Source organism: Campylobacter concisus (genome assembly GCF_003048605.1).
GTDB lineage: Bacteria > Campylobacterota > Campylobacteria > Campylobacterales > Campylobacteraceae > Campylobacter_A > Campylobacter_A concisus_BM.
In genome coordinates, this window is record NZ_PIRX01000008.1 from 54,267 (window position 1) to 74,660 (window position 20,394).

At 37.3% G+C, this 20,394-nt stretch carries 21 protein-coding genes; 10 read left to right on the forward strand and 11 right to left on the reverse strand.

All coding sequences use genetic code 11. From position 1 onward, the window contains the following. Positions 1-4: 4 nt before the first annotated feature. Positions 5-988 carry a UDP-glucose 4-epimerase GalE gene (gene galE / locus CVS86_RS07750; protein ID WP_103617189.1) on the reverse strand — a complete coding sequence of 328 codons (984 nt, stop codon included), beginning with the start codon at positions 986-988 and terminating at the stop codon, positions 5-7. Positions 989-1,176: 188 nt separating this feature from the next. Here galE and CVS86_RS07755 point away from each other — a divergent pair, with 188 nt between their 5' ends. Then, complete coding sequence (locus CVS86_RS07755) at positions 1,177-2,217, forward strand: LLM class flavin-dependent oxidoreductase (protein WP_103617190.1); 1,041 nt, start codon at positions 1,177-1,179, stop codon at positions 2,215-2,217. Here the strand turns inward: CVS86_RS07755 and CVS86_RS07760 are convergent. Genes CVS86_RS07760 through CVS86_RS07770 form a run of 3 tightly spaced genes read right to left on the reverse strand, consistent with a single transcriptional unit; the run spans position 2,214 to position 5,166 of the window. Then, positions 2,214-3,080 (reverse strand): DNA ligase, encoded by an 867-nt coding sequence (locus tag CVS86_RS07760; protein ID WP_413784225.1) that lies wholly within the window; start codon positions 3,078-3,080, stop codon positions 2,214-2,216. The genes CVS86_RS07755 and CVS86_RS07760 overlap by 4 nt on opposite strands. Beyond that, positions 3,077-4,135: an NAD-dependent epimerase gene (locus CVS86_RS07765; RefSeq protein WP_107791509.1), complete on the reverse strand. Its 1,059-nt coding sequence runs from the start codon at positions 4,133-4,135 to the stop codon at positions 3,077-3,079. The genes CVS86_RS07760 and CVS86_RS07765 overlap by 4 nt, the downstream gene beginning before the upstream one ends. A gap of 20 nt (positions 4,136-4,155) precedes the next feature. Further along, a complete protein-coding gene (locus CVS86_RS07770; RefSeq protein ID WP_107791510.1) occupies positions 4,156-5,166 on the reverse strand; it encodes a 3'-5' exonuclease in 1,011 nt (336 codons plus the stop codon). Between the two features lie 63 nt (positions 5,167-5,229). On the opposite strand from CVS86_RS07770, the gene waaC reads away from it, so the two are divergent. The 5 genes from waaC to CVS86_RS07795 all read left to right on the forward strand — a co-directional run bounded on the left by waaC (position 5,230) and on the right by CVS86_RS07795 (position 9,710). After that, a complete protein-coding gene (waaC, locus tag CVS86_RS07775) occupies positions 5,230-6,204 on the forward strand; it encodes a lipopolysaccharide heptosyltransferase I (protein WP_107791511.1) in 975 nt (324 codons plus the stop codon). Continuing rightward, a complete protein-coding gene (locus CVS86_RS07780) occupies positions 6,197-7,090 on the forward strand; it encodes a lipid A biosynthesis lauroyl acyltransferase (protein ID WP_107791512.1) in 894 nt (297 codons plus the stop codon). Before waaC ends, CVS86_RS07780 begins: the two co-directional genes overlap by 8 nt. After that, positions 7,084-7,788, forward strand: a complete 705-nt coding sequence (locus CVS86_RS07785) for a glycosyltransferase family 2 protein (protein WP_107791513.1) — start codon at positions 7,084-7,086, stop codon at positions 7,786-7,788. Before CVS86_RS07780 ends, CVS86_RS07785 begins: the two co-directional genes overlap by 7 nt. Then, entirely contained in the window at positions 7,785-8,855 is a 1,071-nt protein-coding gene (rfaQ, locus tag CVS86_RS07790) for a putative lipopolysaccharide heptosyltransferase III (protein WP_107791514.1), read from the forward strand. Before CVS86_RS07785 ends, rfaQ begins: the two co-directional genes overlap by 4 nt. A gap of 156 nt (positions 8,856-9,011) precedes the next feature. Beyond that, positions 9,012-9,710: a glycosyltransferase family A protein gene (locus tag CVS86_RS07795; RefSeq protein WP_107791515.1), complete on the forward strand. Its 699-nt coding sequence runs from the start codon at positions 9,012-9,014 to the stop codon at positions 9,708-9,710. 130 nt (positions 9,711-9,840) lie between these two features. Here the strand turns inward: CVS86_RS07795 and CVS86_RS07800 are convergent, their stop codons facing one another. Further along, entirely contained in the window at positions 9,841-10,611 is a 771-nt protein-coding gene (locus CVS86_RS07800) for a polysaccharide deacetylase family protein (RefSeq protein ID WP_107791567.1), read from the reverse strand. Between the two features lie 104 nt (positions 10,612-10,715). Here CVS86_RS07800 and CVS86_RS07805 point away from each other — a divergent pair, with 104 nt between their 5' ends. Continuing rightward, positions 10,716-11,813 (forward strand): glycosyltransferase family 9 protein, encoded by a 1,098-nt coding sequence (locus tag CVS86_RS07805; RefSeq protein ID WP_107791516.1) that lies wholly within the window; start codon positions 10,716-10,718, stop codon positions 11,811-11,813. On the opposite strand, the gene CVS86_RS07810 is transcribed toward CVS86_RS07805, so the two are convergent. From CVS86_RS07810 to CVS86_RS07830, 5 genes are read right to left on the reverse strand one after another with little or no spacing between them, the layout of a single operon-like run. Next, complete coding sequence (locus tag CVS86_RS07810; RefSeq protein WP_107791517.1) at positions 11,761-12,876, reverse strand: glycosyltransferase family 4 protein; 1,116 nt, start codon at positions 12,874-12,876, stop codon at positions 11,761-11,763. The two genes, CVS86_RS07805 and CVS86_RS07810, sit on opposite strands and share 53 nt — an antisense overlap. After that, positions 12,873-13,946 carry a glycosyltransferase family 9 protein gene (locus CVS86_RS07815; RefSeq protein WP_107791518.1) on the reverse strand — a complete coding sequence of 358 codons (1,074 nt, stop codon included), beginning with the start codon at positions 13,944-13,946 and terminating at the stop codon, positions 12,873-12,875. The genes CVS86_RS07810 and CVS86_RS07815 overlap by 4 nt, the downstream gene beginning before the upstream one ends. Continuing rightward, positions 13,933-14,970, reverse strand: a complete 1,038-nt coding sequence (locus CVS86_RS07820) for a glycosyltransferase (RefSeq protein ID WP_107791519.1) — start codon at positions 14,968-14,970, stop codon at positions 13,933-13,935. Before CVS86_RS07820 ends, CVS86_RS07815 begins: the two co-directional genes overlap by 14 nt. Beyond that, positions 14,948-16,267 carry an O-antigen ligase family protein gene (locus tag CVS86_RS07825; RefSeq protein WP_107791520.1) on the reverse strand — a complete coding sequence of 440 codons (1,320 nt, stop codon included), beginning with the start codon at positions 16,265-16,267 and terminating at the stop codon, positions 14,948-14,950. Before CVS86_RS07825 ends, CVS86_RS07820 begins: the two co-directional genes overlap by 23 nt. Continuing rightward, entirely contained in the window at positions 16,230-17,165 is a 936-nt protein-coding gene (locus CVS86_RS07830) for a glycosyltransferase family 9 protein (RefSeq protein ID WP_107791521.1), read from the reverse strand. Before CVS86_RS07830 ends, CVS86_RS07825 begins: the two co-directional genes overlap by 38 nt. 131 nt (positions 17,166-17,296) lie before the next feature. Between CVS86_RS07830 and CVS86_RS07835 the strand changes: the two genes are divergently transcribed. After that, complete coding sequence (locus CVS86_RS07835) at positions 17,297-18,328, forward strand: glycosyltransferase family 4 protein (RefSeq protein ID WP_107791522.1); 1,032 nt, start codon at positions 17,297-17,299, stop codon at positions 18,326-18,328. Next, positions 18,325-19,278, forward strand: coding sequence for a lipopolysaccharide heptosyltransferase II (waaF, locus tag CVS86_RS07840; RefSeq protein WP_107791523.1), 954 nt, complete (start codon positions 18,325-18,327; stop codon positions 19,276-19,278). The genes CVS86_RS07835 and waaF overlap by 4 nt, the downstream gene beginning before the upstream one ends. Before the next feature lie 43 nt (positions 19,279-19,321). On the opposite strand, the gene CVS86_RS07845 is transcribed toward waaF, so the two are convergent. Next, positions 19,322-19,579: a SelT/SelW/SelH family (seleno)protein gene (locus CVS86_RS07845; RefSeq protein WP_257639680.1), complete on the reverse strand. Its 258-nt coding sequence runs from the start codon at positions 19,577-19,579 to the stop codon at positions 19,322-19,324. Between the two features lie 81 nt (positions 19,580-19,660). On the opposite strand from CVS86_RS07845, the gene CVS86_RS07850 reads away from it, so the two are divergent. Next, entirely contained in the window at positions 19,661-20,212 is a 552-nt protein-coding gene (locus CVS86_RS07850) for a DJ-1 family glyoxalase III (RefSeq protein WP_107791524.1), read from the forward strand. Positions 20,213-20,394: the final 182 nt, after the last annotated feature.

The window sequence follows — 20,394 nt, forward strand, 5'->3', positions numbered from 1 at the left end:
TCCCCTAAATTCTCTTTTCCCACTCAAGGGCAGTTTTTATGATGAGCGCTAGATCGTCTCTTTTTGGCTTCCAGCTTGTTAGCGAGCGCAGTTTGCTTGCGTTTGAGATGAGGATAGCTGGGTCGCCGTCCCTTCTTGGCGCATTTTGCACCTTGAAATTTACTCCGCTTACCTTTTTTGCGCTCTCGATCACCTCTTTTACGCTAAATCCCCTGCCGTATCCCACGTTAAAGGTTTCGCTGCCGTTTTCTCCGATATACTCCAGCGCGCTTATATGAGCATCTGCTAGGTCGCTAACGTGGATGTAGTCTCTAACACAAGTGCCATCTTTCGTCGCATAGTCATCGCCAAAGATACCCATGCTCTCACGCTTGCCAAGTGCTGTTTGGACGGCTACTTTGATAAGGTGCGTGGCGTTTGGATAGTTTTGACCGATAAGTCCCTCTTCGTCTGCACCTGCTACGTTAAAATAGCGCAAAATCGCAAATTTGAAATTTTCATTTGACGCAGCGTAATCTTTTATGATCTGCTCGCTCATGAGCTTGCTTCTGCCGTATGGATTTATCGGATTTGTAGGTGTTGTCTCGCTCACCTCCGCCACGTCTGGCTCGCCATAAACTGCGGCAGTTGAGCTAAATATAAATTTATTTACATTGTAAGTTTTTGCGTATCTTAGCACCCTTGCGACGTTTGCGGTGTTGTTTAGATAGTATTTTAGCGGCTCGCTCATACTCTCAAAGACCTCGATAAACGCTGCAAAATGGATAATCGCGTCAAATTTGCCATTTGCAAAAATTTCGCTTAGATCATCCTCTAAATTTGCATTTATAAATTTGAAATTTCCTATCTTTTGGAGTGCCTCAAGTGCTTTTTGTGAGCCCTTGCAGAGATTGTCGATGATGGTTATCTCATCTTTGCCTTGCTTTAAAAGTGCTTTTACTACGTGGCTGCCGATGTATCCAGCTCCACCTGTTACTAAAATTTTCAAGTTTAAGCCTTTCATTAAAAGTGTGTAATTTTATCAAAAATAGAGTAAAGCAAAAGTAAAGCAAGGTTAGTTTTTAAAATTTACCTAAAAGCTGCAAAATAGATATTTGCCTTTATAAATTTAAAATAGACTTACAATCTATTTTAAATTTAATCTTTATAATCCTTCATCTAAAAAAAAGGATAAGAATGGAAGTCTCGATATTAAATTTACTACCAATAAAGCAAGGCGGTGACGCAAAAGCTGCCATAGACGCGGCCGTTAGATTGGCTAAATTTGCCGAAGATATCGGCATAAAGCGCTACTGGATCGCTGAGCATCACAATATGAGAAACTTAGCAAGCTCAGCCACGCAGCTCATCATCGCGCACATTTTAGAGCACACAAAAAGCCTGCGTGTGGGCTCTGGTGGCGTGATGCTACCAAACCACAGCCCCTACTCTATCGCAGAGCAGTACGCCACCCTTGAGACGATATTTCCTAACCGCGTCGATCTTGGGCTAGGCAGAGCTCCAGGGACTGACCAAGATACAGCCGCAGTGCTTAGACGAGGCGCAAGAGAGATAGAGTTTGACCTGCAGATAAACGAGCTAATGGACTATTTTAACGCCAAAAGAGCCGTGAAAGCCTATCCAAAAATTGAAAAATTTCCGCCCATCTACATACTTGGCTCAAGCATATATAGCGCATACGTGGCAGCTGAGTTTGGCCTGCCTTACGCCTTTGCGTCGCACTTTGCACCACGTGCGCTAGAAAAAGCAGTAGAAATTTATCGTCAGAATTTTAAGGCTTCTGCGTTTCTTGCCACTCCTTATGTTATCGCAGGAGCAAATGTGATAATAGCCCAAAGTGACGAGCTAGCAAAGAGTTTGGCAACTACACAAACGCAGTTTTTCTTAAACGTGGTCACTGGCGAAAAAGAGTATTTGCAACCACCAAAAAAGGATAACGACGAGGTCTTTGCTATAAGTGGCAAAACAGGCGCCAAAGCTCCACATTTTGGTCCGATCGACTTTAGGCAAATAGAGCTAAAAAATAGAGAGAGAATCGTCACAGAAGAGATGATGGCATGCTCTTTTATAGGCTCAAAACAAAGCGTTAAAGAGCAAATTTTAGAGTTTCAAAATAGACTTGAAGTCGATGAGATCATGGCTCAAAGTTTCATTTTTGATAAGGAGGCACAGTTTAGCTCTTTTAGGGCGTTAAAAGAGACCATAGACGAAATTTAATCCTCTCTAACCCTTAAAAATATAGGAAATCTTGGCTTGCCATTAGAGGTTAAATTTTGAAATTTATATGTGATGATAGAGCCTATCTTTGGGGGATTTGTGCGTTGCTCGTCGCTTAGTCCTGAGCCTATTTTAAAGATAGTACCCTCTTTTGGCTCGCCAGCTTTTTCTTTATCATCTTTGCCGCCAAGCGCCTTGCAGGTGAGCGAACCAGCAAGATTTGCGTATTTGCCGCTGCCTTTATTTATAGAAACAACCTCGCACTCAGCGTCTTTAAATTTCTTAAATTTAAGTGCATTTTTGCTTCGTTTTCGCTCGTAGGGCGCATTTGGCTCACGCACGACTGCTCCCTCGCCGCCTCTTGCGATAATGTCCTTTGTAAATTTTAAAAACTGGGCGTTATCGCGCATTTTTATCTGTTTTATGATGGTTAAATTGTCATTTGGCTCATTTTTTAGAAATTTGGCCAAAACTTCAAGCCTATCAAGCAAGCCACCACTTGCCTCCGGCACGTCAAAAATGTGAAATTTAAGCCTGCCCCACGCCTTTTCATCTGGCAGCTTATCCATCACGGTCGCTTGAATTTCTTCAAATTTAAGCTCTTTTGCATAAAGCTCGCCATCAAGTGCAAATTTTGGGAAATTTTTAGTAAAACTTTGCGGTGCATTTAGCCTTTTACCCTGCCTTGAGAGTAAATTCTCTCCGTCCCAGTAGGCACGCACACCATCAAGCTTCTCGCTAGCTAGCCAGCCTGAGACGTTTTGATCTTTAAATTCACTAAGACGCAGCAGTTCAAACTTGCCCTGCCCTGCTCCAAAGGCAAAGCTAAGGCAAAATGCTAAGAAAAGGGCTATAAATTTCAAATTTTTATGCCGTAAAACTCGCTATACCACTCAACAAATTTAGCCACACCGTCATTTACTTTTGTATTTGGTTTGTAGTCAAAGTCAGCCACTAAGTCGCTCACGTCTGCAAATGTCGCTGGCACATCGCCTGCTTGAAGCGGGAGAAAATTTTTCTTGATCTCACGGCCGATCTTTATCTCAACTGCCTTAATGTAGTCCATGAGCTCGACTGGGCTGTTGTTGCCGATATTATAGACCTTAAACGGCGCTTTTGAAGTGGCAGGGTCTGGGTGCTTTGCGTCCCAAGCTGGATTTGGCTTAGCTGGGTTGTCGATGCACTTGATGATACCCTTTACGATGTCGTCCACGTAGGTAAAATCGCGCTTCATCTTGCCATAGTTAAAGACGTCGATGCTCTTATCTTTAAGTGCGGCATCAACGAACAAAAATAGCGCCATATCAGGGCGTCCCCATGGTCCATAAACCGTAAAAAAGCGAAGTCCAGTCGTTGGCACGTTAAATAGATGGCTGTAAGTGTGCGCCATCATCTCATTGCTCTTTTTAGTCGCTGCGTAGAGGCTTATTGGGTGATTGACTCCCTCGTGTGTAGAAAATGGCATGTTTTCATTTAAGCCGTAAACCGAGCTAGAGCTTGCATAGACTAAATTTTTGATCTCATTGTGGCGGCAGCACTCGAGGATGTTCATAAAGCCTGTGATGTTGCTATCGATGTAGGCTTTTGGATTTATGAGCGAGTAGCGAACGCCAGCTTGTGCGGCTAAATTTACCACAACGTCAAATTTCTCTTTAGCAAAAAGCTCTTTCATCGTCTTTTCATCAGCGAGGTCTGCTTTTATAAATTTTAAATTTGCATGCGTTTTTGAGACGATAAGCTTGCCGTAGTCTATCTCGCTCACGTCAAAACCAGCCGTTTTTAGGCGTGCAAGCTTTAAATTTACGTCGTAATAGTCATTTATCACGTCATATCCAACAACCTCATCTCCACGTCCCACAAGGGCATTTGCAAGGTGAAATCCTATAAATCCAGCTGTTCCAGTTACTAAAATTTTCATATTTTTCCTTTCATTTTGGCTTATTCGTCGTCTAAATTTATCTCAGGCACTTTCTCTTCAAAAAGTGTCTTGCTCTTTGGCTCTTTTGGCTTTAGATCGCTTGCTTTTTTTAGCAGACCGCCCAGCATATCGCGGTTTAGCTCCTCTTTGCTAATCGGCCTTACATCATCAAATTCGCTAAATTCCAAAGCCTCTTTATCTACCTTTATCTCGTAGTCTAGCTTGCCAGAAATTCTTTCTAGCTCGTCGCTTATCGCAGAGCAAAAGACCCCGCTATATCCCCTGTGAGCGCAGTTTTTGGCTAGAAATTCGCTCATCACGTTTAGGTGATTTATGTAGTCATCTTGCAAGATATTTGCCTGCAAAAGCTCAAATTTCAAAAATAGCCAGTAGGTGTTGAGCACATCGCTTTCGCAGTATTCATTTATCTTATCAAGCTCGCCTGCGTAGTATAGCTCAAGCACCTGATCGCCGTGCACGTCGTATTTGCCAGGTAAATTTAAGCTAGCGCAAAGCGTATCGAGCTTTAGCCCTCTTACGCTTCCAAAATCGCTTATAAAATCAAGCAGATCAAGGTGAAATTTAGGCGAATACCTTGCCCTATAATTTTCCCATTTGTTTTTGTTTAGCTCTTTGTTCTCGCTCTCATAATATGCCGCTGCATTTAGGTTGTAGCGCATCGCACGCACCATAAGCATTGGCAGGTCAAAACCACGGCCGTTAAAGCTAACGAGCCTTGGGTTATAATCATTTATAAATTTTAAAAATTTAGCGATGATCTCGCGCTCGTCCTTGCCCTCCATCGTGCTGACTTTTAAAAATTTGCCGTACTCATCGGCCATCACCGCAGAGATCGCGACCACTCTATGAAACATCACAGGCAAAAACTCACTCCCGCTGGCCTCTTTTTGCAAGGCCATCGCCTGCACGCTCACATCTTCGTCGCTCCCATCAATGCCGTAAATTTTTCTTATCAAATTTGCATCAGGTATCGTCTCGCAGTCAAAGACGCAGATGTAACTTTTCGCCATTTTAGCCCTTTTTTAAGCATTTTTTTTTAAAATCATACCAAAAATTTATATTTAAAGTAGCCAATGCAAGATAAAAATCAACTAAAAATAGCCATAGTAAAGCTTTCGGCACTTGGGGACATCGTGCACGCAGCCATTGTGCTTCAGTTTATCAAAAAGCACTGCCCAAATGCCCATATCACGTGGCTAGTTGATGCCCGTTTTGCAAGCCTTTTAAAAGACCATCCCCTAATCGACGAACTAGTCATTTTACCGCTTAAAGAGAGCTTTAAAAAGAGTTACAAGATCATAAAAACGCTTGGTAAATTTGACAAGATCATCGACCTGCAAGGACTTTTCAAATCAGCCGTCGTCGCAAAACTACTTGGCAAAGAAATTTATGGCTTTAGCAGAGAGAGCGTCAAAGAAAAGATCGCAGCCAGGCTTTATAGGCATAAATTTAAGATCGACTACAACGAAAATATCATAGTTAGAAACCTAAGCCTTGTTGGATACGCTCTAAATTTTACCTTTGACAGAGATGAAATTTTAAAAAAATCGCCCTGCTTTGAAATTTGCAAAAAATTTAAAAATGAAAGTGGCAAAAAACGCATATTAATCGCTGCATTTGCAAGCGAAGAGAGTAAAATTTATGACAAATTTAAAGATGTGATCAGACTGCTTGAAGGTTGCGAAATTTACCTTTGCTACGGGAGTGAGAGCGAAAAAGCAAGGGCTGAGGCGATCATTTCAGGCACCAAGGCAAAACTGCTTGAAAAGCTAAGCATAAAAGATATGATAGATTTTATCGCAAGCTGCGATCTAGTAATCGGCAACGATAGCGGTCTAACGCACCTTGCATGGGCTGTAAATAGGCCTTCTATCACGCTTTTTGGTAACCGACCAAGCCACCGCAATGCCTACGTCACGGACAAAAACTTAGTTGTTGATATGGGTAAGCAAATAGATGCTAGAAGTATCGATAAAAACGACTTTTGCATAAGAGAAATTTACCCTGAAACGGTTGCAAATTTCGCAAAAAGGCTGCTAAATGGATAGGCTCTATCTAGCTGGCTTTTATACCTTGAAATTTCTTATATTTATATTGCCAAGCTCGCTTCAAAAGATGCTTGCTAAATTTTTGGCATTTGCCTTTATGAAGCTTAAAAAAAAGCGCTTTCATGTCGTTATGACAAATTTAAACCTTGCATTTGGCGAGACAAAAAGCAAAGAAGAGAAGCTAGAAATCGCCAAAAAATGCTACTACAACTTTGCAAAATATCTTGGTATAAATTTCATCCTCAATCAAAACACGACAAAGCAAAAGATACTTGAGCAAGTTGTTTTTAAAAATGAGCACTTTTTGCTTGATGCGATGAAATCTGGCAGGCCTATCATCGTCACAACGGCGCACTTTGGGCAGTGGGAGATATTTCCTCTAGCTGTTGCAGCGCATTTTGGGCCATCTTCAGTGCTTGGCAGAAAGCTTGATAGCAGCGTCATGGATAAAATTTTAAGGGCAAACAGAGCGCAGTTTGACGTGGAGCTAATCGACAAAGATGGCGGCGCAAAAGATATCTTAAAAGCACTGAAAGCTAGGCGAATAGTAGGAATTTTAGTCGATCAAAATACCGCACCAAAAGATGGCATAAAGGTGAAATTTTTTGGCAAAGATGTGCTTCATACGCCAGCGGCAAGCGTGCTAGCGCAAAAGACAAATGCCCTTATCATAAACGCATTTATCTACCAAAAAGGTGAAAATCTAAATGAAATTTGCTTTGAGCAGCCAATAGATATAAGCACGTTTGACAAAGAAGATGCTGTGCAAAAAGTGACGCAGATGCAGTGCAGTGCGTGCGAAGAGATGGTTAAAGCAAGGCCAGAAGAGTACTTTTGGTTTCACCAAAGGTTTAAGAGATTTTACGAAAATGAGTACAAATGCTAAGCGTTGTCATTTTGACTTTTAACAGCGAAAAATACCTAAAAGAGGTGCTAGAGAGCGCTAAATTTGCTGATGAGATCATCGTGGTTGATAGCGGTTCAAAAGATAACACAAGGCAAATTTGTGATGGCTTTGGCAATGTGAAATTTCACGAGCAAGCTTGGCTTGGATTTGGCGCGCAAAAGCAAAAGGGCGTGGATCTAGCTAAAAACGAGTGGGTCTTTGTGCTTGATAGCGACGAGGTGATCACAAGTGAGCTTAAAAACGAGATCATTAGCACGCTAAAAGAGCCTAAATTTATGGCTTATAACGTTGCTAGGCTAAATTTTTTCTTTGGCAAAGCGATAAAAAACATGGGGCTATATCCAGACTACACGGTGAGGCTTTTTAATAAAAATTTTGCCAAATTTGATGGCAGAGCTGTGCATGAAAAGGTTGTTTTAAATGACGGCTCACAAAGGCTTGGAGCGCTTAAAAATCACTTCTTGCACTACGCGTATGAGAGCATCGAGCAGTTTATCACCAAGCAAAATCGCTACTCGAGCATGGGCGCAAAAAGAAATTTACTAAAGGCACTTACAAGCCCAGCTTGGACATTTTTTAAGCTTTACGTGCTAAAAGGCGGCTTTAAAGAGGGCTTTACGGGCTACGTTATCGCTAGACTTTACGCCCAGTACACATTTTGGAAATATATAAAATGAAAATACTTGTGATTAAATTTAGAAACATCGGCGACGTGCTTTTGACAACGCCGCTCATTGAAAATTTGCACCACTACTATCCAGATGCGACCATCGACTTTGCCCTAAACAAAGGCACAGAAGCGATGGTAGAAGGCAATCCTTACATAAACAAAATCCACATTTATGATAGGCAAAGTGCAAATTCTGGCTTTTTTAAAAAGCTAATGACCGAACTAAAATTTATAAGAGCGATCAAAAAAGAGAAGTACGATATGGCGGTGCAAACGACCACTGGAGACCGCGGCGTCATTATCTCAAAATACGCTAAGATCAAAAAGATAGTTGGCTTTTTAGGTAAGCACAAGGCGATAAACAAGCTTTTAAGCGTAAAGGCAAAATACTACGAAAATTTTTCTCACACAGTTGATCTAAATTTAAACGCACTAAGGGCTTTAGGTTTTGAGCCTGTAAGTAAAAAAGTGAGCGTCTTTTCAGATGAGAGCGTGGAGCATCTAAATTTACCAAAACGCTTTGTGCACGTGCATCTAACAAGCCGCTGGATGTTTAAATGCGCAAATGATGAGAGCATGGCAGAGCTCATAGACTACTGCGAAAATGAGCTAAATGTAAAGGTCGTGCTAACAAGCGATAACAAAGAAAATGAGCTAAATAAGCTTGCAAATGTGCTAAAAATTTGCAAAAGCGAGCCTATAAATTTAGGTGGCAAGCTAAGCCTAAAACAAACGATAACCCTCTCAAAGCGCTCAAGTCTATTTATCGGCGTCGATACTGCTATCATGCATATAGCCGCAGCAAATGACGTGCCAGTGATCGCCTTTTTTGGTCCTAGTGGAGCTTTTGAATGGGGACCTTGGGATAATAGCTTGATGCAAAATGGCTACACGGCGCAAAATGGCATCCAAAGCATGGGCAAGCATATCGTATATCAAAAAGATTGGGACTTTGTGCCTTGCGACAAAGAGGGCATAAAAGAGCATGGCGTCGAGAATACTTTAATGGACTTTAGCGATGAGATGTCAGAGATAAAAGAAAAGATAAAACAAATTTTAAAAGGAGAAAAATAAAGCTTCCTATTAAGCCCTCTCGTAATTTGCAACTAAAAATCGCTTTTATATAAAGTTAGCTATGTTACGCATTTTTATTGCGATCAAAATGATATAAACTCTGTCCTAAACTTATTAAATGCTTATGCTAAATATGATCCGGAATTGCTGGATATTATGGAATTTGTCATAATAGATGACGGTTCGCCATTAAAATATGAAATACCAGATTTCAATCTAAATTTACGCTGGATAAAAATCAATGAAGACATAAAATGGAACCAAAGTGGAGCAAGAAATTTAGGAGTTCTAAGCGCAAAAAGTGATAAATTAATAATCACAGACTTAGATCATATCTTTTATGAAGACACATTAAAATTTATGGCAACCTATAATTTTAAAGAAAAAGAAATCTACAAATCTAGACGCACCCATATTCATAGAAATGGCTTTATATCAGGTAACTATCCATCTCATGGAAACGTCTTTGCAATGAGCCGAGGTAATTTTTTAAAATATTTTGGCTATGATGAAGAATTTGCTGGAAACTACGGCTATGAAGATAACTTTTGTGCTCAATATTTTGATGCGCTTGGTTTTAAGAGAAAATATATTACAAAGAGAAAATATTTTTACAGGGAAAGAGACGATAACGATGTTAACCATAAAAGCTCATATCACTCATTAAACAGAGATGATTCACAAAATAAAATAATTTATGAAAAGAAAAAAGAAAAAATGAAGAAGTATGGTGCAATGGTAGCACATTCAAGAATGTTTCTAAATTTTACTTGGCATGTTTTAAGCGAACAGTTTAGAAAAAATATCCCAGAAAACACTATAAAAAAGAAATTTTGGCTTTTGAATTGGAGATGATAAATTTACGATAAGATTCACTGATATTTTAAATAATAAAAAAGAATTGCTATATTTTGAGATCAAAAAAGTTCTTTATCTTTTTTGATCTCACTAATTAATTGAAAAATTTAATAATGTTTTATTAGTTTTAACTCCTAAGAAAAGCATATATCGAGCCCAAAAAGTCATTTTGGTAGATGAACATAGTCTTTTTAAGCCATTTTTCATCGCGCTTTGTCACTATGCGTTTTATATCCTCTAAATTACCATCGGCCTTATTTATGCCACGTTTTGTAGTGAAAAATGCCTTGTAGCCATGCTTTTTAGCAGCATTTAGATACTCGTCATTATATTTGCCTCTTGGCCAGCAAAGTGCGTCGTCCTCAAAACCAAAGTTTTTCTTCATAAACTCACGGCAAAGACCAAATTCCTCATCCAAGCTAAGCTGTCCAAAATATCCATCAAAATGTCCGTGCGTATGCGAATTAAAATAAAAGCAGTCCTTCATCTTCTCGATCTGTTCTAAATTTAAGATCACATCTTGCGGCCTACTTGGAGCTACGTTTTTACACTCACTATGATTGCCATTTAGGAAAGTTCCACGACTTATCTCATGGGCCTTTTGCGCTGCTTCTATCCAGCCAGTAACTATAAACATATTTGCTTTTAGTCCAAATTCTTTCACGATAGGATAGGCATAGATGTAGTTGTCCATCCAGCCATCATCAAATGTTATACAAACGCTCTTTTTAGGCACCTCAAGCTCGCCTTTTTTATATGCGATAAATTCATTTATACTTAAAGTTTTATAGCCATTTTCGGCTAGAAATTTCATATGCGATCTAAACTCATCCACGCTACTAGCGATAAAACCGCTCTTTTCAAGCACGTGGTGATACATCAAAACTGATACGCTCATTTTTACCTTTTTATAAAGTTTTATTTTTTTAATTTTGTATTCTAACAACCTATTTATTAAAAACTATGTAAAATATGCCTTAAATCAAACTAAAGGAATTTGTTTTGTTTTACCTTTTACAATACATACTTTTTTATCCCATATTTAAATTTATAAGTTTTTTTAGAAAACCATCTGATAAAATTTTAATCATACAAACTGCCAAGATCGGCGACTATGCAAATTCGACTGTTATTTTTGAGCCTTTGGCTAAATTTGATATATTGCTTGATGAGATAAATGTTGCTTTTGCCAAACATGACAATAGGATTGATAAAATTTTTATAATAAATGATATAAAAAAGAAAAAAACTTCCAAGCTAAGACTGGCATTTGCACTTTTTAAACAAAACTATAAAGATGTTTATGTCCTTATGCCAAATAGTCTAAATCTTTTCTTGGCACGTTGCACTTTATCCAAAAACATAGTAACTATCAAACATTACGCTACTTCTAGTAGCTTTAAACTATTAGCTTTTGGTATGAAAAAAATTTCACATACATTAAATGACTTAACACTATCAACATATCTAAAGATGATAAACGTCAATGAGTTAAAATTTGAAAAACAACTGCAAAAACCACTGTTTGTGCCATCAGAAAATATTATCAAAAGCGATAAATTTAAGGTAGGTATAAGTCTTAGTGCTGGCAATAAAATGAAAACGCCACCTAATCAAACTTGGAAGAAGATCTTAAAAATTTTCTCTAAATTTGACTGTGAAATTTATGTTTTTGGTGTTGGAGATGAGGCTAAACTGCTGGAAAAACTAATTTTAGAAAGTAGTGAAAGAAATAGTTTTGAGGGATTAAAATTTATATCAATGATAGATAAGATCAAACTTGAAGAACTTCCGTTTTACCTATCACAGATGCAGTTATACATAAGCTCTGATACTGGAAACTACTATGTGGCTGATAGTGTGCGCACTCCAACGATATGTTTAATGGGGCCATGCTTTGCAAGTGAGCAGAGGGGAGTATTTGATTCGCTTATTATAAATTCCGCTTTAGCCCCGATTAGTTCAGTATTTAAGACGATCAGGAATATAGATGCGAGTTCCTTTTTTGAGCTCAGCAAAGATGATCTAGAAAAGATTGAACGATTTGTCAAAGATCACTATATATCGCATCAACACTGCGAATATAATTATCCAAACTAAAAGTATCAATGACTGCACTATCTGGCGCTTTTGAGCTTGGTTTAGCTAAATTTTCAAGACATTTTAAAAGCGACATTGGGTCTCTTTGGACTATGAAAAAATCTTCTTTTTTTGATGATATATTATAAATTTCTCTTATAACTGGTATATTTGAGTAAATAATGCCAAGGCCACAACTAAGTCCTTCTATGATAACCCTTGGCAATCCTTCATCGCTTGAAAAGCCTAGTACGTAGTCACAATTTTTATAAATTTCTCCCATTTGTTGCACAAATCCCAAATATTGTGCTTTACCAGATTTTATTAGCATATCAAATTTCTCTTTTGCACCAGGTGTCAGCTCTCCACTGCCTGCAAAATAAACATCAACATCATCTCTTTTTAAAAGAGTTAGCGCATCAAAGACCAGCTCATGTCCTTTGAGTGTTAGAAAATTTGCAGGCATTATTATATTGATCTTATTTTTATCAAATTTTATATTGTCTATAACTGTTGTCTCCTTATTAACTATCACTGGATTATATATGATGTTTTTTTGTATGTCTATCTGCTTGGCATAAAATTCATAAGTTGAGTTTGAAACGCAAATAGGTATAAATTTTTGTTTATTTAAAATTTTAAGCTTAAACGGCTCTATGAGAGAATTTTTTCGTAAATGCTGTATAACTTTAATACCTAAAACATTTGCAGCTTCGATATAGGCAAGATTTGTTGAAAAGTGATTATTTAGATGAATTATGTCTGGTTTTTCATTTGAAAGCATAGCGATGGCATATTTGTAATCCTTTTGGTAAAGATATTTAGCTAAAATTTCTTTGCTAAATATACGCAACAGCTCTTTTATTATTTTTGCTGGCTGCCTCTTTGGCGTAAATTTTATAAAGTTCACGCCAAGATTATTGATTATTTCAGATATATTTTGCTCACCAACTTTATAGTCATTTTCAAAAAAAACGCTAAATTGATATTTCTTGTATTTTTCTAGACCTTCTAAGAGATATATAAAGCTCTTTGTTCCGCCACCATATTCATGTCCAGTATCCACAAACAAAATTTTTTTCAAATCATTTCCTTGAGCATATCATAAACCTCTTTTTCATCAATTTGCAACATACATTTTTGAAATTTACACTTTTTGCCTACGCATGGAGAGCAAGTGCGTGGTTTTTTAATAAATTTATGAATATCTATATCAAAATCTGGATTTGAATTTATAGGTGATGCCACCGCAAAAAGACCAATAGTTGGAGTTTTTAGGGCTGCTGCGACATGCAAAGGACCAGTATCTGGCGTAATTAGTATATTTAGCCTTGAAATTAGTGCGGCTGCTTCTCTGATATTAAATTTACCAGCAAAGTTTAAAAGACGAGGATCATTTATCCTTTCTTCTAGCTGCTTAGTCATGGCACGCTCAGCAGGACTTCCTGTTAAGACTATGATAGCATTTCTATCTTGTAAAACAAGCTTTGCAAGTTTTTCCCATTTATCTATAAACCACTGCCTAGAAATAGTGCTAGCACCCATTTGAAAACCGATAATTTTACGGCTCTCATAGCCTTTTAGCACCTCATCAACATTAGTGAAATCACTTGCCTCAAGGTATAAATTTAGACGCGTATCACGACTTTGAATACCTATAAATTTAAGCTGCTCTAGACGGTTTAATACCACATATCTATCATCTCCGTATGGCTCTGGAGCATTTGAGTGAAATGGGCTAAATTTATTATTTAAATTTGGCAGTTTAAATAGATATTTTGCCCCACTAAGAACAGCTAGTGGAGTAGCTTGCGGTTCATTTGAGTGCAAAATAAAAACTATATCTAGTGATAGTTTTTTTAATTTTTTTAAAATATCCAAAAACCCCCTTTTTTTACCATCATATAATAAAATTTCATCAATGTTTGGATCGGTTTTAAAAAGTAACGCAGTAGATGGATTTAGCAGTGCAACTACTTTTACATGCGGAAAATTTTGCTTAAACACACGAAAAACTGGCGTATTAAAAATAGTATCGCCCAGTGCTGTGTTACTAAAAAAACAAACGCTTTGAAAAGGCTCAGTTACTAATTGCGTCTTTTGTATTTTTTTAAAATTTAAAATTAGACGCATAAAGTTTTCAAAGAGTTTCATACATTTTTTCCGTTTGTCTAACCATTGTTTGGATTGAGAAATTCTCTACTATAAAATCTCTAGCATTTGTGCTAAATTTGAAACGAAGATTGGCATCTTCTATCAATGCTTTTAAGGCATTTTTTAGCGAGTTCTTATTATCACTTTCAAACAAAAGCCCTGTTTTATTTTCTTTTATTGCTTCGCCAATACCACCTACATCACTACCTATGCAAGGCACTGCGCAAGACTGAGCCTCAAGCAATGCTGTGCCAAGGGCTTCCATTTTTGATGGCAAAACGAATAGATCAAAGCTGCCTAAAAAATCGCTCACATCTGCTCTATTGCCAAGCATTAAAATATTTGGAGTTTTTATATTTTGTAAATTTTCATATTGTGGGCCATCGCCAACTACAACTAAAAAAGTATTTTGTAAATTTAGCTCACTAAAGGCTTCAAATAAAATTTTATGATTTTTAGCAGCTCTTAGCACTGCCACAATGCCCACTATAATGGAATTTGCTGACAAGCCTAGTTGATCTCTTATATCTTTTTTAAAATGTGGAGTAAATTTATCAGTATCAACTCCAGTGTAGATGGTTTCTATTAAGCGTTCTCGCACTCCTTGGGCTATAAGCTGAGTCTTAACGGCGTTTGAAACAGCAACGATCTTATCGTTTATGTTGTAACTAAATGGCGATCTAATTGGAGTTTGCAAATGCCTAGTGCGAACTACCTTTGCACCAGTTATTTTACTAACTATAGCACCTATAATTCCATCTTTACCAGAGTGAGTTGAGATGATTTTTATATCATTTTGCTTTACAAATTTGCAAATTTTTAAAATTTCAAGGATATTAAATGACCTTTTAAGGTTAAACTCGACAAATTCACACTCTATCTGCTTTTCAAGGCTTTTTGAGCCAGGGTTTAGCCCATAAAAAACTTTAAATTTGCTCTTGTCTAGTCCATTTATAACACGCTGTGTGCGGTGCTCCTGCCCACCAAATCCCAGAGAGCTTTCAAGCTCTAGTATATTTATCATCGTTTTTAGAGCCTTCTTTATAGTATATGCCAAGTGCCATACCTAGCGTAAGGTAGAAAAGTTTTGCTTCGCTACTTCCAAAAAAACTACCAAATAGCAAGCTTGCAATAAAACCAAGCCCACCAAAGAAAATCGTGTATCCAAATACCCTTAAAAGCGTATCATTATTTTTACTTACCTGAATGCTAGTTTTTAAATAACTTATCCAAATTCCAATAAATGCAAGAAGTCCAAATATACCAAGCGAAAAAAACATCCCTAAAAATTCATTATGGACTTGAGAATAATCAGAAAAAGGCACATCTTGCTCGCTATTTAATTTTCTAATAGTTTTTCCATATAAAAATCTACCATATCCAGTCGGCACAAATGGCTCATGCAGCCTATAAATAAGGACTGATTTCCACGAGGCTATTCTAGACGGAACTGACTCAGTTAGCCCCATTTCGGAGTATGCTACCATCTCTTTTGGAGATTTTTTCATAAGCTCAATATATTTTGGTATTAGTGTCAAATTATATCTATCTGGAGATATGTGATGAGAAATCTCATAAAAGCCAAAGATAAATATAGCAACTAACGCGCAAGATAATATTCTAATTTTATTTGATCGTATAAAAACAAAAAAAACAGCTACTAACACAAATATAACACCTATATAAGTAGCTCTTGTATTGTTTGAAATGATGCTAACTAGTGATATTACTAAAAAAAGAACCGCGAACGCTTTATTTTTTTTAAATGTTAAAAGAGAAATGGCACATCCAAAAGCATACACTGCCCAAATTCCAAACCTCTCACCACCACCATTATAGATATATCCATCTAATAACCCGCCAGTTCTATAACGAAAATCAAAGCCAACATTAGCCCATGTTATTATATTTATGACAGAATGCAGTAAAAGTGAAGAGAAAAATATATAAATATAAATTTTAATTTTGTCATATCCTAAATTCATAAAATAATAGAACAAAACGATCATAAATGCGACATTTTTTATAACACCCTTATTAACCTCTTTTAGTGTTTCATTTATATCTATGGTAAAAAAAAGTGATATATACGCTAATAAAGCTATGATAAAAAGTAGAGCTAGTGGAGCTTTTATTTTTAGTAAATCTTTCAAGCTCCATTTTTTATAATCTGTTGCAACAACTAAGAGAGTAAACAATGACATAGATATAGACTGTATAGAAGCTACTTTTGCCACTGGCAAAGAAAAGAGATAAATGGTAAAAAATATATATTTTAAATTTTCAAGCAAACTGTAATATTTTGTTAAAAATTTCATCATTTTTGATTTCCTCTGCTATTTTGTTTGGGCTTTGCAAGACTATGCACTCACCACTGCCGTAGATTGGCGCCCATCTTAAAGGATTTGTTTTTCCAAATAAAACGATCGTCTTTACACCAAGCGCTGGGGCTAAATGTGCTACACCTCCGTCAAGAGTAAGAACAAATTTGGCTGCCCAGATATAACTTGCTAGCTCATCTAAACTTTTTGTTCTAGCAAAAACAACATCTACCTTATGTGCTATGTCATTACCAAAGTTAGTCTCTTCTGCACTAATGGCAATATTTTTAAATCGTTGCTTTAGAAATTCTAAAATTTCTAAGATTTTACCTTCGCTTAAGCGATTTTGTTCTACTCGTGATGAGATATGAAAAAATACAAAGTCTTTAAATTTTTCATTTTTTTCACTTGGCACGTAAAGTGTTTTTTCATCTTTAAAATTTACCCCAAGTGGTGTCAAGCATTGACAACATAGCATGGCTTCATGTAAGGACTGATCAAAATTTAACCTATCTGTTATGAGATATCTATCTTCGTTTTGCTTGACTGCTCCTATTATCTTTTTAGCACGAGCCACTCTTGCAAAAATAGCGGCAGATGGCGAATAAGAGCTTCTAAAAATAACAACTACATCATAATTCTCACGCCAAATTTGAAATAAAATTTTACACTTTCCAAAAAAAGCTTTAACTTTCGCGGAAATGGATCTCACATGCTTTGGCTTTGTATATGTGTATATTTTGTTTAAAAAAGGGTTGTTTTTAACAACACAAGCATTTAGACTATTTACTACGATATCTATCTGAGCCTGAGCGTAGGCTTTGCGCAACGCTTCAATGGCTGGCGTAGTGCAAATTAAATCACCTATGTTGTCATTTCTTATAAGTAAAATTTTCAAAATGTTCCTTCATTAAAATGGCAAATTATATCTAAGATTATTTTAAAACAAGCCAATTTTTAGGTTAAGGCATTTTTTTGTATTATTAAACAATTTAATATTATTTAAAAATGTCTTTGGCGGAGTTATCGATGAAAAAAATAGTATTTTTAAGAACTAATCCAAACGCAGTTGGAGGTGCTGAAAGATACTTAAGAAGGCTTGTTAAGGCCCTAAATGAGCTTGGTATCCAAACAGAAATTCGCTCATATCTTGGAGATACCGGCATCTCTTCTTGGAAAAAAGCTCTAAATTTTAACCGTCAAGTAAAACGCCAAAAAAGAGAGGACGAGTTTTATTTTAGCCTAGAGCGAGTAAGCTGCGCCGATATCTACAGGGCAGGAGACGGCGTGCACAAGGTTTATAGGGCGACAAAAAGCTTTTGGTGGCTAAACCCTCTAAATTTCGTCTATCCATACTTAGAGAAAAGATGCTTTAAAAACTCCCAAAAGATCATCACTAACTCAAATTTCATAAAAGAGCAGATCATCGCGACTTACGGCATAGAGCCTGAAAAGATCACGACCATTTATAACGGCGTAAATTTGCCCCAAAGGGTGCAAAAAGCTGAGGCAAAGCTCGCACTTTGTGAGGAATTCGGACTTAAATTTGAGCTTGCAACCCTGCTTTTTGTGGGAAATGGCTTTAAAAGAAAGGGACTAAAAGAGTTTTTGCTCCTTGCTTCAAAGCTAAAAACGCCAGTAAATACGCTCATTGTCGGCAAAGACAAAAACATCTCAAGCTACAAACGCCTAGCTAAAAAACTTGGGCTAAACGCCTACTTTGTCGGCGAGCAAAAGAGCACAGCGAAATTTTACGAGGCGAGTGATATTTTTATCTTTCCAACGCACTATGAACCATTTTCAAATGTCGTGCTAGAGGCACTTAGCTTTAAAAACGTGGTCTTTACGACAGCTCAAAATGGCGCTAGCGAGATTTTAGAAGATAAATTTGTACTTCAAAGCCCAAATGATGAGAGCGCGCTGGAGTTTATAGATGAAATTCTCACAAACCACGAGCTTTTAGCGAGCCTGCAAGAGAAGGCCTACGAGCTTTCACTAAATTTTAGCATCGAAAAAAACGCCGCTCTTACGCTTGAAGTGATAAAAGACTCCTTAAAATGAGAGTTTTTATCGAGCTTCCAACCTGGCTTGGTGATAGCGTGATGGCAAGCGCTGCGATTGAGAATTTAGTGCAAAATGAGAAGAATTTACAAATCGTATTTTTTGGCTCATTTGTAGCCTGTGAGCTTTACAAAAGTCATCCAAACTGCGAAAAAGTGGTCGTTGATGAGAGCAAAAAAGCTAAATTTAGACTTTTATCACTTGCTAAAAGCGCAAAAAGTCTTGGTAAATTTGATCTAGCGCTTAGTTTTAGAAGCTCGTTTGCTAGCAAATTTTTGCTATTTTTTATAGACGCTAAACAAAAAGCCATATTTAAAAAGAGTAAGACCGTCCTTCATCAGGTGCTAAAATATGCAAATTTTGTAAAAAATGCCCTTGGCTTGGGCGAAATTTCTACTCAGTTAAAGCTACATTTTACACCTCAAATTTCAAGCAAAAAAACACTAGCTCTAAATCCAGGTGCTAGCTACGGAAGTGCGAAAAGATGGTACCCAGAGTACTTTGCGCAGGTGGCACTAAATTTCAAAGATGAGTTTGATATCGTTATCTTTGGTGGCAAAGGCGAGCAAGAAATTTGTGAAAAAATAGAGCAAATTTTAAAAGAAAATGGCGTAGCTTGCCAAAATTTAACTGGCAAAACCAGCATCAAAGAGCTTTGTGCGCACATAGCTGGGCTTAGTAAAAATGGCATTTTCGTCACAAATGATAGCGGTCCTATGCACGTAGCTGCCGCCTTTCATGTGCCAACGATCGCTCTTTTTGGACCGACAAAATTTAGCGAGACCTCGCCCTGGGGAAACGAATTTGCAAAGATAGTGCATCTAAATTTAGCTTGCATGCCCTGTATGAAGCGAGTTTGCCCGCTGAAAACGCATGCTTGCATGAAAGATCTAAAGCCACAAATGGTGATAGATGAGATAAATTTACTAAGAAAAGAGAGTGGAATTTAGGCAAAAAATAAAACGAGGCAGTCACCTGCCCCGCTAGTTAGCATTAAGCCGACTTTTCTTTGAGATACTTGTTTATAAGAGTTGTGATCTCTTCGCCGTGTGGAAACCTTGACTCATCGTTTCCGATGCGATCCTTTTTAGAAAAGATAACGTTTCCATCAACCTCGACGATGAAATTTCCACCATCTCCTACAACCAACTCGACTCTTGCATCACTAAAGTTCGCTTTTATTTCATCTTCTACACGAGAAGCTACCGGACGATAGTTTCAAGAGTTGCAGTAAATAATTTTTACTTGCATGCTCTGTCCTTTCTTGTGAAATAAGCTTTGATTATATAAAATTTATCCTAACGAACAGATAACATGAGAAAGGACGATTTTATGAAAAAGGTAGCCGTAATCCTAGCTGATGGTTTTGAGGAGATCGAGGCGCTAACCTCCGTCGATGTTTTACGCAGAGCAGGCGCGATAGCATCTATCGCTAGCTTAAAAGACGCGCAGATCAGGGGTGCTCACAATATAAATGTAAAAGCTGATGTTACACTTCGTGAGGTGGAGGAGCTAGGTTATGACGCGATTGTGCTTCCAGGAGGTCTGCCTGGCGCAGAAAATCTCGCAAATGACGCCAAACTAAGAGAAATTTTGCAAAAATTTGATAAAGAGGGTAAGCTAATTTGTGCCATTTGTGCCGCTCCTATGGTGCTTGAGCGAGCTCGTGTGCTTAAAGAGCATTTTGTTTGCTATCCTGGCTTTGAAGAAAATGTAAGAAGCGACAAAAGAGGCTACGTGAGCGATAAAAACGTGCTAAAAGATCAAAACATCATCACTGGCAAGGGACCAGCTTTTTCTATGGAATTTGCGCTTTTTATAGTGAAAAATTTGCTTGGCGAAGAGGTCTATCTTAAAGTAAAAAATGATTTACTTTATAAATAGTTTATAAAAAAATTGTAATTTTTTATTTAATTATTCTACTTAAACTTAAGGATAAATTTTGTTTAGTGATAGATATTATAATGCCGTATTGTTGCGATTTGTTGCATTTAAGGATATTTTTTAAAAATTTGTAATATTTTTCTTGGTTTTTACATCTTTTTGACGGAAATAAGCTATTATTT